Source organism: Streptomyces hygroscopicus subsp. hygroscopicus, from assembly GCF_030269125.1.
Classification (GTDB): domain Bacteria; phylum Actinomycetota; class Actinomycetes; order Streptomycetales; family Streptomycetaceae; genus Streptomyces; species Streptomyces hygroscopicus_C.
Genome location: NZ_BSSM01000009.1, coordinates 285,324 through 300,305 on the forward strand (window position 1 = coordinate 285,324; position 14,982 = coordinate 300,305).

At 73.8% G+C, this 14,982-nt stretch carries 11 protein-coding genes; 6 read left to right on the forward strand and 5 right to left on the reverse strand.

Going from position 1 to position 14,982, the window contains the following annotated elements; translation table 11 throughout:
* The first annotated feature begins 137 nt into the window (after positions 1-137).
* Together QSK45_RS21675 and QSK45_RS21680 are read left to right on the forward strand one after the other, a co-directional pair.
* Complete coding sequence (locus tag QSK45_RS21675; protein WP_285559349.1) at positions 138-995, forward strand: helix-turn-helix domain-containing protein; 858 nt, start codon at positions 138-140, stop codon at positions 993-995.
* Between the two features lie 188 nt (positions 996-1,183).
* Positions 1,184-1,375 (forward strand): DUF397 domain-containing protein, encoded by a 192-nt coding sequence (locus tag QSK45_RS21680; RefSeq protein ID WP_285559350.1) that lies wholly within the window; start codon positions 1,184-1,186, stop codon positions 1,373-1,375.
* 108 nt (positions 1,376-1,483) lie between these two features.
* On the opposite strand, the gene QSK45_RS21685 is transcribed toward QSK45_RS21680, so the two are convergent.
* From QSK45_RS21685 to QSK45_RS21695, 3 genes are all read right to left on the reverse strand, one after another.
* Positions 1,484-2,341, reverse strand: coding sequence for a MerR family transcriptional regulator (locus tag QSK45_RS21685; protein ID WP_285559351.1), 858 nt, complete (start codon positions 2,339-2,341; stop codon positions 1,484-1,486).
* Between the two features lie 77 nt (positions 2,342-2,418).
* Positions 2,419-2,907, reverse strand: coding sequence for a glutathione peroxidase (locus QSK45_RS21690; RefSeq protein ID WP_285559352.1), 489 nt, complete (start codon positions 2,905-2,907; stop codon positions 2,419-2,421).
* A complete protein-coding gene (locus tag QSK45_RS21695) occupies positions 2,904-3,899 on the reverse strand; it encodes an ArsR/SmtB family transcription factor (RefSeq protein WP_285559353.1) in 996 nt (331 codons plus the stop codon). Before QSK45_RS21695 ends, QSK45_RS21690 begins: the two co-directional genes overlap by 4 nt.
* 86 nt (positions 3,900-3,985) lie before the next feature.
* Between QSK45_RS21695 and QSK45_RS21700 the strand changes: the two genes are divergently transcribed.
* Positions 3,986-5,200: an MFS transporter gene (locus QSK45_RS21700; RefSeq protein WP_285559354.1), complete on the forward strand. Its 1,215-nt coding sequence runs from the start codon at positions 3,986-3,988 to the stop codon at positions 5,198-5,200.
* Here QSK45_RS21700 and QSK45_RS21705 read toward each other — a convergent pair.
* Positions 5,160-7,715: an amino acid permease gene (locus tag QSK45_RS21705; RefSeq protein ID WP_285559355.1), complete on the reverse strand. Its 2,556-nt coding sequence runs from the start codon at positions 7,713-7,715 to the stop codon at positions 5,160-5,162. The two genes, QSK45_RS21700 and QSK45_RS21705, sit on opposite strands and share 41 nt — an antisense overlap.
* Before the next feature lie 297 nt (positions 7,716-8,012).
* Between QSK45_RS21705 and QSK45_RS21710 the strand changes: the two genes are divergently transcribed.
* A complete protein-coding gene (locus QSK45_RS21710) occupies positions 8,013-8,648 on the forward strand; it encodes a hypothetical protein (RefSeq protein ID WP_285559356.1) in 636 nt (211 codons plus the stop codon).
* Positions 8,649-9,030: 382 nt separating this feature from the next.
* On the opposite strand, the gene QSK45_RS21715 is transcribed toward QSK45_RS21710, so the two are convergent.
* The gene (locus tag QSK45_RS21715) at positions 9,031-11,928 is read right to left on the reverse strand and encodes a helix-turn-helix transcriptional regulator (protein WP_285559357.1); all 2,898 of its coding nucleotides are present in this window, start codon (positions 11,926-11,928) and stop codon (positions 9,031-9,033) included.
* Between the two features lie 192 nt (positions 11,929-12,120).
* Between QSK45_RS21715 and QSK45_RS21720 the strand changes: the two genes are divergently transcribed.
* Both QSK45_RS21720 and lanKC read left to right on the forward strand, forming a co-directional pair.
* Entirely contained in the window at positions 12,121-12,264 is a 144-nt protein-coding gene (locus tag QSK45_RS21720) for a hypothetical protein (RefSeq protein WP_285559358.1), read from the forward strand.
* Between the two features lie 119 nt (positions 12,265-12,383).
* Complete coding sequence (gene lanKC, locus QSK45_RS21725; protein ID WP_285559359.1) at positions 12,384-14,978, forward strand: class III lanthionine synthetase LanKC; 2,595 nt, start codon at positions 12,384-12,386, stop codon at positions 14,976-14,978.
* The last annotated feature ends 4 nt before the right edge of the window (positions 14,979-14,982 follow it).

Genomic DNA, 14,982 nt, shown 5'->3' on the forward strand with positions numbered 1-14,982 from the left:
GGGGACCGGCGCGGACAGACGCGTGCGCGTGCCGCATATCCAGCGTTTCCCAGCGCTGACGAGCGCCTTGGTGGCAATCTGCTCAGCAGCAGATACGGAAAGTGTCGGTACAGGCAGCAGCCGGAGGTGCGCGTCCCGTGGCGTCCAATGTCAATCCCACCGTAAGGCGGCGCCGGCTGGGCCAGGAGCTTCGAAAACTCCGCGAGCAGAAGAACATGACGGCCGAAGAGGTCGCCGAGCGCCTGCTCGTGTCCCAGTCGAAGATCAGCCGCCTGGAGAACGGCCGCCGCAGCATCAGCCAGCGCGATGTGCGCGATCTGTGCGGTGTCTACGAGGTCGAGGACCAGCGGGTCGTGGACTCGCTGATGGAGATGGCCCGGGACTCCAGGCAGCAGGGGTGGTGGCACACCTTCGGGGACATCCCGTACAGCGTGTACATCGGCCTGGAGACCGACGCGGAGTCGCTGCGGGTCTACGAACCCCAGATCGTCACCGGCCTGTTGCAGACCCCGGCGTACGCCGAGGCGCTGGTGCACGGCGCGTTGCCCGAGACGTCGGCCGCGGAGATCGGGAAGCGCGTGGGCGTGCGCATGCGCCGCCAGGAGCGGATCACCGACGAGAGGAACCCGCTGCGCCTGTGGGTCGTCCTGGACGAGGCCGCGCTGCACCGGGTCGTCGGCAGCAGGCTCGTGATGCGCGAACAGCTGGAGCACCTCCTCGCACTGTCCGAGCTGCCCCATGTCACCGTGCAGGTCCTGCCGTTCGAGGTGGGCGCGCACCCGGGCCTCAACGGCCAGTACGCCATCCTGGAGTTCGCCGACGCGGCCGACTCCAGCGTGGTCTACCTGGAGGGCGTCACCAGCGACCTGTACCTGGAGAAGGCGCAGGACGTGCAGAAGTACGCCGTGATGTACGAGCATCTGCGGGCGCAGTCCCTCAACGTGGAGGCGTCCCGGCAACTCATCGACAGGATGGCGAAGGGGTACGCGGAGTGAGGCCGGCCACGGAGGGCGCGTGATCATACACGGTGTGTGTGCTTCCGTGGAAGGCACGCCTGGAATATGCCATCCGGTCGAGTGAACGCCCCCTCCGGCGGCGGCGGTTGCCCGGTAGCGTCGATCACGCCAATCGGACATCGGGTTGGCGCGAACCGCACTACCGCAACTCGCACACAGGAGTGGACATGGCACTGATCCAGGGCGCTTCCGAGACGTGGCTGAAGTCTTCCTACTCCGCGGGCAACGGCGCCTGCGTGGAGGTCAAGTCGCCCACCACCGCCGAGCTGGCCGTCCGTGACTCCAAGGTCGCCGAGGGTCCGGTCCTGGCCTTCCCCGCCGCCGCGTGGAACGCCTTCGTGGCCTCGGTCAAGGCGTAAGGGGCTCGTCCCTGACCCTCGTCCCGGCGAACACAACTGCACACGTACCACCCAAGAGCCCTCTCGACAGTCGCCGTCCTTGCCGAGAGGGCTCGGCCGCGCTCCGGTTCAGCGCACCGGGAACGCCACGTCGCACACCGGGTCCCCGGCCCCCGCTGCCGCCCAGTCCGCGAAGTAGACCTCCCGGCAGGACGCGGCCATCTCCAGCCCCTCCCGGGCCATCCACTCCTCCACCGCCTCGAACGCGGCGAGGATCTGCGGATGCGCGACCTGCGCCTTGGTGATCCGGGTGTACGCGAGCCGGGCCGCGGGCTCCACCCGCACCCGGATCTCCCGGGTCCGCCCGTGCCGCTCCACCCAGGCCCGCGCCGCCGCCTCGTCCGCCACCGGCACGCATGCCTCCGCGGGCCCGTCGCTCTCCATCGACACCTCGGCGTGGTAGACGACGAACGGCGCCCCGGCGACGCCCCCGCACTCCCGCGCGGCCGCCTCAAGACGGCCCAGCGAGGCACCGATCCAGGTCGGCAGCTCGTCCGCCAGCGTGTGCCGCGACTCGCTGATCACCACCTGCGCCGGCACGTCCACCGTCTCGACCGCGAACTTCCCGTACATCTCGTCACTCCTCCCGGACAGCCGTCCACGGAGGTACTCGGCGAGAGTCCGCTGACCGGCCACCCGGGCCTCCACGTCCGCCCAGTAGGCGGCGAGCAGAGCAGCAGCCTCGGCGCCCCCGGTCCCGACCACCTCGGCGATCCGGGTGAGCGGCATGTCCAGCTGCCGCAACAGGGCCACCGTGCGGGCGCGTTCGACCTGGTCGGCCCGGTAGTAGCGGTAGCCGCTCGACGCGTCGACGTACGCGGGCGCGAGCAGGCCGAGGCGGTCGTACAGCCGCAGGGCCTTGGCGGACAGCCGGGCCCGCGCGGCGAACGCCCCGATGGTGAGCAGGTCCTCGTGCACCGATGTCATCCTCCGTCGCCGGGCGGTTCCCGCCCGCCCGGCGACAGGGACGCTCCGCCCTGCCCCAGGGGCAAGGTCAAGGAGGGTCAGCCGAGCTGGGCCTCGATCGCGGCCACGACCTCCGCGGACTCCGGCTCGGTCTGCGGCGAGAACCGGGCGACGACGGTGCCGTCCCGGCCGATCAGGAACTTCTCGAAGTTCCAGCGGATGTCGCCGCTGTGGCCCTCCGCGTCCGCGAAGCCCACCAGCCGCTCGTACAGGGGGTGCCGGCCGTCGCCGTTCACCTCCACCTTCTCGGTCAGCGGGAAGGTCACGCCGTACGTCGCCGAGCAGAACTCGGCGATCTCCTCGGCGGTGCCCGGCTCCTGCCCGAGGAACTGGTTGCACGGCACGCCGAGCACCGTGAAGCCGCGCTCGGCGTAGCGCTCCTGGAGCTTCTCCAGGCCCGTGTACTGGGGGGTCAGGCCGCACTTGGAGGCCACGTTCACGATGAGGACGGCCTTGCCGGCGTACTGCGGCAGGTTCGCGGCGCCGCCGGTGAGGGCGCCGATCTCGGTGTTCAGCACAGTGGTCATGGGCGCGATGGTATGCGGCGGGGCGTCGCCGTCGCCGCCTCCACCACCACGTCCCCGGCCGGTGTCCGGCCGTACAACACCGACCGCCCCGCCCTTTGCCGCTCCACCAGCCCCGCCTCCCTCAGCACCTTCAGATGCCGCCCCACCGACCCCAGCCCCTGCCCCGTCACCGCCGTCAACTGGCTCGTGGTCATGGGGGAGCCGAGGAGGACCAGCACCCCCGCGCGCGCCGGGCCGAGCAGGGCGCCGAGGGCGGCCGGTACCGGGTCGTCGCCCCTGTCGGCGAGGACGCCCGCGCACGGGTAGACCACGGCGTACCGCTCCCCGTCGTCCCAGGAGACCCAGCCGTGCCGCTGCGGGGTGACCGGCACGAAGAGCATCTCGGCGCCGGAGATCTCGCGGGGCGGGTACTCGTGGAGGTTGATCTGGAGCCGGTTCTGGCCGAGCCACCGGGTGCGGCCGGGCCGCAGCGAGTCCAGCACGCTCACCCAGCCGCCCCGGCCGGCCCGCGCGGTCCGGGCCACCACGTCCGCCTCCAGCACCCGCCGCTGCCGCGCCCAGTACGGCCGTACCGCGTCCCGCCACACCCACTCCAGGAGCGCGGCCGCCCGCTCGGGCAGGTCGTCGCGGTCCAGTACGGCGGGCAGCGGGCCGGCGAGGGAGGTGCGCAGATGCGCGCGGGCGAGGTCCGGGGCGACCGAGCGCACCCGGACGACCTCCTCGGCGAAGTCCTCGCCGTCCCGGGGCGTGGGCGTGAGGAAGTCGGCGATCCAGTCCCGCCCGAGGCCCGCCCGCACCAGCCGGTCCGTGACCGGGTCCGCGGCCAACAGGGCGCGGTAGCGGGGCAGGTGGACCCGCAGCCACTCCCGCTCACCGGGATGCGCCGGCTCGCCCGCGTGCAGCAGTTTCAGCCGCGCGAACGTCTCCGCGAGCGGCGAGATCACGAACCGGCTGCGCGCGAGCGTGTCCGCGTTGAGTTCCCACCAGCCCACCACTGCCCCGTCCGCCCGGCCGTACGACCTTTCGCGCTGCCGCGAAACAATAACGGCCCGGCGGCGACCCTTCGAGACTGCCCGGTGTGACCAGCTATCGATCCCTTTTCCGTACCCCGGAGTTCACCCCCCTCCTCCTCGGCGCGGCCGCGCAGACGGCGGCCGGGACCGTCGGCGGGCTCGCCCTCGGCACGCTCGTCTACCGGTCCACCGGCTCCCCGCTGCTGTCGGCGGTGAGCATCTTCGGCCCGTCCCTCGCCCAGGTCCTCGGCGCCACCGTCCTGTTGTCGGGCGCCGACCGGCTGCCGCCGCGTACGGCCCTGTCGGCGATCGCCCTGGCCTTCGCGGCCGGCACGGCGCTCCAGGCGGTGCCCGGTCTGCCGGTCGGCGCGGTCTTCGCGGTCCTCCTCGTGCTGGGCCTGGTGGCCTCGCTCGGCGGCGGGGTCCGCTGGGGCCTGCTGAACGAGATCCTCCCCAAGGACGGCTACCTCCCCGGGCGTTCGCTGTTCAACATGATGAGCGGGCTGATGCAGATCGCCGGCTTCGCCACCGGCGGCGCCCTGCTGGCCGCGCTGTCGCCCCGCGTCTGCCTCCTCCTGTCGGCCGCCCTGTACCTGACGGCGGCACTCGCCCTGCGCCTCGGCCTGACCGCCCGCCCGCCCCGGACCGCCGGCCGCCCCTCCGCGGCGGCCACCTGGCGCACCAACGCCCTGCTGTGGTCGGAGCGTTCGCGGCGCCTCACCTACCTGGGCCTGTGGATCCCCAACGGCATGGTCGTCGGCTGCGAGTCCCTGTACGTGTCGTACGACGCCCACGCGGCCGGCACCCTCTTCGCCTGCGGGGCGCTCGGGATGTTCGCCGGGGACGTCACGGTGGGCCGGCTGCTGCCGCCCCGGGTGCGCCGGAACACGGCGACGCCCCTGCTGCTCGTGCTGGCCGTGCCCTACCTGCTGTTCAGCGCGCACCCGCCGCTGCCGGTGGCCGCGGTGTGCGTGACGCTCGCCTCCGTCGGCTTCGGCGCGAGCCTCGTCCAGCAGGAGCGACTGATGGAGCTGACCCCCGGCGGACTCGCCGGTCAGGCCCTGGGGCTGCACTCGTCCGGGATGCTGACCATGCAGGGCGTGAGCGCGGCGGTGGCGGGCGCGGTGGCCCAGCTCACCACCCCGGAGACGGGCATGACCGCGATGGCGGCGGGCTCGGTCGCCGTGACCCTCGTACTGGCCGCCGCGGGCCGTCGTGTCCCCCGCCCGGTGAACGCCGCTACACCGGCGGCGGTGGAAGGGTCTGCTCAGCCCAGATGACCTTGCCGGTGGGCGTGTAGCGGGTGCCCCAGCGGTGGGTCATCTGGGCGATGATGTACAGCCCCCGGCCGCCCTCGTCGTCGCTCGCCGCGTGCCGCAGGTTGGGCGTGGTGTGCCCGGTGTCGGAGACCTCGCAGGTCAGGGTGCGGTCGCGGATCAGGCGGACCTGGATGGGGCCGCCGACGTAGCGGATGGCGTTGGTGACGAGTTCGCTGACGATGACCTCGGTGGTGAAGGCCAGCTCGTCCAGCCCCCAGTCGTCCAGCTGCTTGCTGACGCCGCTGCGCAGGGCGGCGACCGCGGCGGGGTCGGCGGCCGGTTCCCACTGGGCGAGCCGGGTGCGGTCGAGCAGCCGGGTGCGGGCCAGCAGCAGTGTCGCGTCCTCGTCCACGGCGCCGGGCAGCATCGCGTTCACCGTCTGCTCGCACAGCTCGGCCAGGGATCCCTGGCGGCCGGAGAGGATGCCGGCGAGCCGGCACAGACCCGGGTCCCGCTGGTGGTCGGTGGCCTGGAGGAGCCCCGCGGTGAACAGGGCGAGGACGCTGCCCGGGGCGAGCCGCAGCTCGGTGCTCTGGTAGGGCAGGCCGCCGACGCCCAGTGGTGGCCCCGGCGGCACGTCGATGCTCCGGGCGACGCCCGTGTCCCCGGCCACGAGCAGCGGCGGCGGTCCGCCCGCACGGGCCATGCTGCACCACCCGGAGACGGGGTCGTACACCGCGTACAGGCAGGTCACCATCGCCTCGTCGGCGGGGGGCGGGGTGTGGCCCGGGACGTGGGCGGCGGCGCCCGGGGCGGCCGCGCGCTCCTGGGCGGTCTGCTCGGCGAGGTCGTCGAGGCGGGTGAGGACCTCGTCCGGGGCGAGATCCAGGCGGGCGAGGACGCGCAGGCCGGTGCGCAGGCGGCCCATGGTGGCCGCGGCGGGCAGCCCGTGCCCGAGCACGTCCCCGACGACCAGGCCCACCCGGGTGCCGGACAGCGGGATCACGTCGTACCAGTCACCGCCCACCCCGGACCCGTTGTCGGCCGGCAGGTAGCGGCTCGCCGTCTCGCACGCGGTCTGCGGGAGCAGGCGGCCGGGCAGCAGGCTGCGCTGGAGCTTGAGGGCGGTGCTGTGGCCGCGGGTGACGACCGGCAGCAGCAGGAGGCCGATCGCGAGCGCGCCGAGCCCCAGGACCGTCACCCCGCCGACCCGCCCGATCAGCGGGAGGCTGAGGGTGCTGGCGCCGTAGCCCGGTTTGGCGTAGAAGACGGCGGCGTACACGAACAGCAGGGCCATGAGCAGTCCGCCGAGCCCCGGCATCACGCCCTTGCAGATCAGGTCGCGGGTGCTGCGGGTGAGGACCTTGCGGTGGTACCAGAGGCAGGCGAAGCCGGTCACGCCGTACTGGAAGGCGATCGCGAGGCCCACGGAGTCGACCGAGTCGGCGAGCACGTTGCGGCTGAACGACGTCAGCAGGAGCAGCAGGGCGACCGACGCGGTGCCCATCCCGATCGTGGCCCAGGTCGGGGTGAGGAACCGGCGGTGCACCCGGGCGAACCGCGCGGGCACCGCCTTGTGGACCGCCATCGAGAAGACGGTCCTGGCCAGCGGCAGGATGGTGGTCTGCGCGGAGGCCAGCGCGGAGGTCAGCACCATGAGGATCAGCAGCCGGGACAGCACGAGCCCCGCGCTGTCACTGCCGAAGACCGCCGCGCCGAGCCCGGAGAACACGTCGTCGGCGTGGTCCGCGTTGCCGAGCCCGATGCCCGTGGTGCCGACGCCCGCGAACGCCTGGGACGAGGTCGCCACGAGCCCGTACAGGATGAGCAGCAGCACGGGGGAGAGGACCGCGGCGCGGCCGGGGACGCGGGTGCTGTCGACGGTCTCCTCGTTGACGGACACGGCGGTGTCCCAGCCCCAGTAGATGAACACGCCCGCGAGGAGACCCGAGGTCAGGGACCTGACGGAGGACACCTCGAAGGGGTTGAACCAGGACGCGGAGACATGGATCGCGGTCGAGGGCGGGTCGGTGTAGACGCGGATCAGCGCGGCCACGGCGAACAGCAGCAGGACGGCGACCTCCAGGCACAGCAGCCAGCGCTGCACGGCGGCGGAGACCGTGATGCCGATGTAGCAGATCGTGGTGAGCAGCCCGATCCAGGCGACGCCTGCGACGGTGACCCACACCCTGCTCTCGCTGAGCCCGTTCAGCCCGACGAGCCGGAACCCGTAGACCCCGGCGATGGTGGCGAGGTTCGCCATGACGATGATGTTGGCGACGATCAGTCCCCAGCCGCCCATCCACCCCGTGCGCGGCCCGAAGGCCCGGGTGGCCCAGGCGAAGGTCGTACCGCAGTCCGCGTTGCTCGCGTTCAGCTCCCGGAAGGCGTACGCGATCAGCAGCATCGGGACGAACGCCATCATGGTCACGATCGGCGCCTGAAGCCCGACCCCGGCCACGATGATCCCCAGCGTGGCGGCCAGGCTGTACGCCGGCCCGGTCGACGCCAGCGCGATGGCGACCGAGGAGAACATCCCCAGCGCGTTCCCCCGAAGACCCTTCCGCCCCGCCCCGGAACCCGGCGCGGGCCGCCCCCCGGACACCGCCCTGCTCCCGAAAAGCCTCACATTCGATTCCAACGCGGGGCTGGCCGGGGTGCAAACACAGGGACGGCGGACGGGTACGGGGCCCGGTGCCGCCCGCCCCGCACGCCAGGCCGCCCACCCGCCACGGCCCGGTCGCGTGCGCGCCCCCCGTGGGGCAGCATGAACGAGACCGGGTGATCACGGACCAACCGGACATCGACGGTTGCGCGGAAGGGAACGGATGCCATGGGTAGCGGCGTGTCGAGGGGCGTACGACGGCTGCGGGGCCGGAGCGCGGGCGTGGCCGCCGCGGTCCTGGCCACCGCGGGCACCCTGACCCTCGTGGCCTGCGGCGGTGGCGGCAATGGCGGCGGCACGACCCCCACCCCCCGTCCCACGCCTCCGGCCACGGAGTCCTTCACGGGCACCCCGCCCTCCCCCCTCTCCTCGGCCGCCTCCTCCGCCATCGCCTCGGCCCGCGCGTCGGCCTCCGCCGCGTCCTCCTCCGCGTCGGCGCGGGCCGACGAGTTCGAGGCCTCGGTCGCGGCCCAGGCCGAACGGGCGAACCAAGAGGCCCACCGGCGGCTGGCGAACGTACAGGGCCGCGGCAACGCCGCCTCCGACGTCTCCCTCACCGGCATCCCCCGCGCCGAGGTGGGCGACCTCCAGGCCGCCCACGTCAACATCCACAACTCCTCGGACCGCACGGCCGACTTCGCCGTCCAGGTCGACTTCCGGGACCCCGACGGCAAGGTCGTGGAGACCCGCTACGTGGGCGCGGAGAACGTCCGCCCCGGCCAGACCGTCCACCCCTACGCCATCAGCCACCAGCCGCCGCAGCCCGTACTGAAGCCCGAGGTGGCCAAGGCGGAGCGGTACTGAGTGGTCCGGCACGCCGCGATCGTCGCCGCCCGGGGCAACCGGGCCACCGGTCGGGGCGTCCGCGGCGACGGTCCGCGGGGCGCTCGCCGGAAGAGCCGCTTCCACGGGTGTGCGGAGTCGCCGGTCGGCGAGCATCCGGTGATCACGGCCCTCGCCGTTGCCGTACCGGCCGCGCTCCTGGCCGCCTGCTGTTCCGCCGTGGCGGCCGTGCTCCGGCAGGAGGCCGCCACCATGCCCGGCCGGGGGTCCCTGCGGCCCCGGCCGATCTGGGCGCCGGCCCATCGACCGCTGTGGCCGGCCGGCATCGCCCCGTGTCGCCTCGCTGCGCGTCGCCGGAGGTCGGCATCGAACCGGCGCCCTGAACGGTCTCGCCCCCATGTCCTCAGGAGGACTCGCCGAAGGCGGCCCGTGTCATCAGGCTGGCCAGGGCCGAGCGCGAGGGGATCGAGGTCTTGCGGTAGATCGCCGACAGGTGGGTCTCGATCGTGCGGCGGCTGACGTAGAGCTTCGTGGCGATGTCCTGGTTGCTCAGACCCTCGGTCACCAGCGCGGCGATCTCGAGTTCGCGCGCCGTCAGCTGGGCCAGCACCTCGGGGACCCGCAACGAGCCCTCGACCTGGGGACGTATGAGTTCGGCCAGGTCCGACAGCAGGCGTGCGCCGCCGGCGGCGGCGATCCGGTCGGCGCGGCGCCACATGGCCACCGCGCGCGGGCCGTGCCGGGCGGCCTTCGCCAGGGGAGCGGCGCGCAGCAACGAGTACGCCTCCCACACGGTCGCGCCGCAGTGCCCGTACTCCTGTGCGGCCTCGTCGAAGAGGCGCAGGGCTTCACGGGTGTCGCCGCGCTGCTCGGCGAGCGCGCCACCGGCGCGCAGCGCGGCCGCACGCTGGCCCCGCAGTCCCACGCGGGCCGCCTCCTCGGCGGCTCGCGCGGCCCAGCGTTCGGCCTGGCCGAGATGGCCGGTGGCGATCGCGGCGTTGACGAGTGTCTCCAGCTGGGCGGGGCGCAGCGAAGGCTGGAGCCGCCCCAGTCCGGGGCCGCCCCCGGCCTTGAGGACGGCCTCCTGGGTGCGGTACGGGTCGCCGGCCACCGAGGCCGCCTGGGCGAGCATGCACCACGCCAGTGACGCCCACCATGTGCCGCTCTCGCCGGCCGTGGCCACCGCTTCCTCGGCGGTCGCCAGGGCCCGGCCGTCGCCCAGGGGGCTTGCCAGAAGCAGGATCAGGCTCTTGACGGACAGTGTGAAGGCGAGGAGATCCCCGCTGCCGATGGCCCGTGCGATGGACTCCGCCTCCTCGGCCGACTCCAGGGCGGCCGGCAGCCGGCAGGTGTTCAGCAGCGCGTAGGCGCGGCTCATCAGCAGGTGGGGCAGCACGTGCAGTCGACCACCGCGGCGAGCGATGTCCAGCCCCCGGTTCGCGTGCCGTTCCGCGTCGGCGTAACGCTCCAGCAGCGCCTCGGACCAGGACAGCCACACCAGGGACTCGCACAGGTCGGTCAGGCTGGGGTCGGTCAGACCGTTCGCGAGCCCGGCGGCGGCGTCGGCGTACCGCTCGGCGTCCTCGGTCCTGCCCTCGTACGCCTCGCCCAGCGACGCCAGCGCCAGGACCCCCGCCTCACCGGTGAGGTCGCCGTGGGCACGGGCGACGGCGAGGGTCCGCCGGATGTCCGCCCGCACGTCGGGATAGGCGACGTTCAGCAGGGCCGACATGCCCAGCGCCAGCCCGAGGGAGACCGCCTGGCCGGGCGGCGGGCCGGGAGTGCGGGACAGTTCCCGGCGCAGCAGGGCGGTCGCCTCCGGGGAGTGCCCGAGGTGCCGTTCCATCATGGCGCACAGGGAGACGGCGTCCGCGCGCAGCGCCGGGTGCTCGTCCCCCGCCGTACTGATCACCGTGTGCAGCAGATCGCGGCTCTCGCGCAGACTGCCGCCGAGTCCGAGCGCTCTGGCCCGGGACAGCGTCCACTCGGCGCGCTGCCGCGCGTACGCGGGCCCCTCCGGCAGGAACCGCAGCACGACGCCGAGCAGGTGGGCGGCCGTGGCCGGCGCCGTGGCGGCGAACTGGGCGGCCGCTTCGCTCAGTACGGCCGCCGACGCGGGGTCCCAGTCGGCCAGCGACCGCTCGACGTGATGGGCCCGCTCGGCCGCTGAGGCACCCCTCCTGGCCAGTTCGGCCGCCGCGCGGCGGTGGATCTCGGTACGCCGCGGGGCGGCGGTGTTCTCGTAGACCAGCGCCCGCAGCAGCGGATGCCGCAGCGTCCACCGGCCGTCCGACCCCATGCGCAGCAGATCGCGCCTGGCCAGTTCGCCCGTGCGGTCGTCGAGTCGGTCGGGTGCCGCATCTCCGGTCGTCAGGCGCAGCATGGCGGGCGTCGCGTGGTCGCCGAGCACCGACACCGCCTCGACGACCAGGCGCTGCGCCGCGGTCAGCGCGGTCAGTTCGTCCAGCAGCAGGGCACCCAGCCCGCTCGGCGCCCCGGCGGTGTCCTCACCCGGGCCGTGGGCGGTGATGCCGGGCAGCGGCGCGCCGTGCCGGTACGCGTGCAGAAGGGCCAGGAAGTACAGCGGATTGCCCTCGCTGGCGGCGTACAACTCCCGTGCGCGGCCCGGGGGCAGGTCGGGGGCCAGCGAACCGACCGCCTCCTGCTCGCCCAGCGGGCCCAGCGCCATGGACAGCACGGTGCCGTCGTCGGCTCCGCGCGTGAGAGCGGCGGTGAGCGAGGTCGGCGTCTGCCGTCCGCGCCGCGCCAGCACGAGCAGCACCCGGCCGCGCACCGGGTGCCGGACCAGATGGTCGACGAACTCCAGGGACGCGGGATCGGCCCAGTGGAGATCGTCCAGGGTCACGAGCAGGCCGTGCCGCCTCCCGAGTCTCTCCAGCACCCCCGTGACGGCGCGGTAGAGGGCGAAGCGACTCGGTGTGCCCTCGCCCTTTGCCCGGCCCCCCGCGCCGCGGACGCCGTGCAGCACCGGCGCCGCCTCCGCCACCAGGTCCTCGTCGAGCCTCGCGAGGTCGGCGTCGGCGAACGCGTCCGTGAAGGTCTGGAACGGGGTGTTGCGCTCGAACTCCGTGGCCCTGCCCCGCAACACCGTCAGCCCCCGGCCGCGGGCCCGCGCGCGCGTCCAGCCCAGCAGCCGGCTCTTCCCGATGCCCGCTTCCCCGACGATGTCGACCACCCGGGGCACACCGTCTTCCCCCAGGCCGTCGAGCAGTCGGCCGAGCCGCTCCAGCTCCGCGGACCTGCCGGCCGGCGTCGTCGTGTCCTCGTCGCGTATCGGCATCCCACGCCCCTGTCCTTCGGCGTCCGCCTACCCGGGGCACCCTGCTTTTTCGGCAGGAAGCCCGGATGTCGGGACGCACGGTGATCCGGAATGCCGGATCCAAACCGTTGGTAGACCGTCTCTGAATCGGATCTTCCTAGCTTCGGGGGTGTCCGCGAAATCCGCTGACGCCGTTACCCGAAGGAGATCTCCATGGCCGAGAACACCGAGCCCACCGCCGACGAGACCGAGGTCGAGGCGCACGCCGAGTCCGTCCTGCCGCTCCAGGAGCTGACGTCCCCCGAGCCCGACGGCCTGGTGGAGTCCGGGAAGAGCACCGCCAGCATCGTCTGCTGACTGCCCTCTCCGGCGGGGTGCGCGGCCGCTGTCACCGCGGTCTCGCACCCCGCCGCCCGCGCACCGCGCGGCCACCCGGTCTCCCCCGTTCTGCTCGACGTCCCGTCCCGGAGGGGCTCATGAAGGATCCGATCGCGTTCGCGCTCGCCGACCGCGACTTCTACGCGCCGCTGGAGCGCAGCGGCGCCCCCGGCGCGGAGTTCCGGCCGAGCCGGGTCCCCGCGGGGTGGCGCAGGCGCCGGTCCGGGATCTGGACGCAGTGGGAGCGGGGCGGCCTCGACGGGACGGAGGACGGCTGGAAGGTCCATGTCTCGGCCCGTCCCGACCGCCTGGCCCAGGTGCTCGACCTCGCGGCGGAGGTCCTCTTCGACGAGGGGGTCACCTTCAAGCACCTGTCGGCCCAGCTGTTCTACCGCTGGCTCCACCACAAGCACGGGGCCCGGTCGCAGAGCGGCAAGTTCATCGCGGCCTACCCCGTGGACGTCCCGGCGGCCCGTCGGCTGATGGAGCGGCTGCGCGAGGCGCTGGCCGACGAGGACGGTCCCTACGTCCTCACCGACCGGCGGTTCAAGGACTCCCGCACGGTGCACTACCGCTACGGCGCCTTCGCCCACCGCTCCCGGGTCCGGGCCGACGGCAGGGCCACGGCGCTGGTACGCGACGGGAACGGCCTGCTGGTCGAGGACCGGCGCGGCGTCTCCTTCCAGCTGCCGGACGGTGTCACCGACCCCTTCGTCCCGCCGGCCGCCCCCGGCGCGAAGGCCGCGGCCCGCTCCGGACCGGTGACGCTGGGCGACTTCGCCATCGACTCCGTCGTGCGGCACAGCAACGGCGGCGGCGCCTACCGCGGGCACCACACCGGGACGGGCCGCCCGGTCTTCGTCAAGGAGGCCAGGGCGCACACCGGCCTCGGCGATTCCGGCGCCACCGCGCAGGAGCAGCTGCGCGCGGAGTGGCGCACCCTGCGGGCGCTGCACCGGGCCGCACCCGGTCTCGCGCCCGAGCCGATCGCCTACCTGCGCGGCTGGGAACACGAGTTCCTGGTCACGGAGTTCATCGAGGGCAGCGACCTGCGCGCCTGGATGGCGGCCTCCACCCCGCTGATCGGGGTGGAGGGCTCGGCACAGGACATCGCCGGCTACTACCGGCGCTGCGAGACGGTCATCTCCGGAGTCGAGCGGGCGGTGGCCCGGCTGCACGAGTGCGGTTACCTCTTCGTCGACGTCTCCCCCGGGAACGTGCTCGTCCGCGCGGACGACAGCGTCCGCCTCGTCGACTTCGAGGCCGCCCGGCTGCTGGGCGCCGGGTTCGCCAGGACCGGCACCCCCGGGTTCACCCCGCCGGACGAGCTGATCGGCGACGACACCGGCGTGTACGACGCGTACGGACTGGCGGCGCTGGCCCTGATGCTGCTGGCGCCGTTCAACCAGATGGCGCAGCGCAATCCCGACTCCCTCGCCCACCTCCACCACGACCTGGGCGAACGGGCGCCGGTCGCACCGTCCTTGTGGGCCAGGGCGACGAAGTTCCACGCGCCCGGCGGCAGTCCGCTGCTCCCGACGCCGGAGCAGGTCGCCGAGGATCCTGCGCTCCACCTCGCCGCCCTGCGGGACAGGACCGCGGACGCGCTGCTCGCCATGGCGGACGTGGACGACCCGGCGCGCGTGTTCCCGACGATCGCCGAGGGATACCTGACCAACACGCTGTGCGTGGCGTACGGCACGGCCGGCGTCGTCCACGCGCTGCGCAGGGCGGGCCGTCCGCTGCCCGAGCGGGTGCTGGACCGGCTGCGCCGCGACGCGCTCGGCACCGCCGGCGACCTGCCGCCCGGCCTCTACGTGGGGCTGTCCGGCATCGCCTGGGTGCTGGCCGACTGCGGGATGCCCGAGGAAGCCCTCGAACTGCTCTCGGCGGCCGACCGGCATCCGCTGACCGCCGAGAACGCCACCCTCTTCGGCGGGGCCGCAGGGGTCGTCCTGACCCGGCTGGCGCTGTACGGCCACACCCGCGACGAGGGCCAGGTCGACCGGGCGCTCGCACTCGCCGCCGGGCTTCCGGCGGACGGACCGCTCGTTGCGGGACTCGGTCCCGACGACCCCACCGGGCTGCTGCACGGCAGGTGCGGGATCGCCCTGATGCTCCAGCAGCTTGCGGCCGTCACCGGCGACCCGGCCCACCTCGCGCGCGGGGTGCGGCTGCTGCACGCCGAACTGGACCGGGCCGACGACCCGGACGGTCCGAGTCTCACCTTCCCCGTCTCCGAGACCGACCGCCGCAGCATGCCCTATCTGTTCTGCGGGTCGGCCGGGCTCGCCCACACCGTCTCCCGCTATCTGCGCGTGGTGGACGACGAGCGGCTGGCCGAGGCGCTGCCGCGCCTGCTCGCACCGCTGCGCACCACCTTCACCGCGCAGCCCGGCCTCCACCCGGGCCTGGCCGGCCTGGGCTTCGCCCTCGCGGACCACGCCGAGGTCACCGGCGACGCGAGCAGCCGGCACGCCGCGCTGCGGGTCGCCCGCGGGCTGTTCAAGTTCGCGGTACCGCACGAAACCGGCGTGCGCTTCCTGGGCGACCAACTGCTGCGGTACAGCGCCGACCTGTACAGCGGATCGGCCGGCGTGCTGCTCTTCCTGGACCAGCTGCTCGACCCCCGCCCCGATCCGCTCTTCACCGTCGACGCCCTGGCGCGGCGGACCGCCGGCGTACGCGCATGAAAGG

Bases quoted from the DNA above. Each gene is read 5' to 3' on its own strand.
- QSK45_RS21680 (WP_285559350.1), top strand. From the start codon at position 1,184: ATGGCACTGATCCAGGGCGCTTCCGAGACGTGGCTGAAGTCTTCCTAC.
- QSK45_RS21685 (WP_285559351.1), bottom strand. From the start codon at position 2,341: ATGACATCGGTGCACGAGGACCTGCTCACCATCGGGGCGTTCGCCGCG.
- QSK45_RS21690 (WP_285559352.1), bottom strand. From the start codon at position 2,907: ATGACCACTGTGCTGAACACCGAGATCGGCGCCCTCACCGGCGGCGCC.
- QSK45_RS21705 (WP_285559355.1), bottom strand. From the start codon at position 7,715: ATGTTCTCCTCGGTCGCCATCGCGCTGGCGTCGACCGGGCCGGCGTAC.
- QSK45_RS21710 (WP_285559356.1), top strand. From the start codon at position 8,013: ATGGGTAGCGGCGTGTCGAGGGGCGTACGACGGCTGCGGGGCCGGAGC.
- QSK45_RS21715 (WP_285559357.1), bottom strand. From the start codon at position 11,928: ATGCCGATACGCGACGAGGACACGACGACGCCGGCCGGCAGGTCCGCG.
- QSK45_RS21720 (WP_285559358.1), top strand. From the start codon at position 12,121: ATGGCCGAGAACACCGAGCCCACCGCCGACGAGACCGAGGTCGAGGCG.
- lanKC (WP_285559359.1), top strand. From the start codon at position 12,384: ATGAAGGATCCGATCGCGTTCGCGCTCGCCGACCGCGACTTCTACGCG.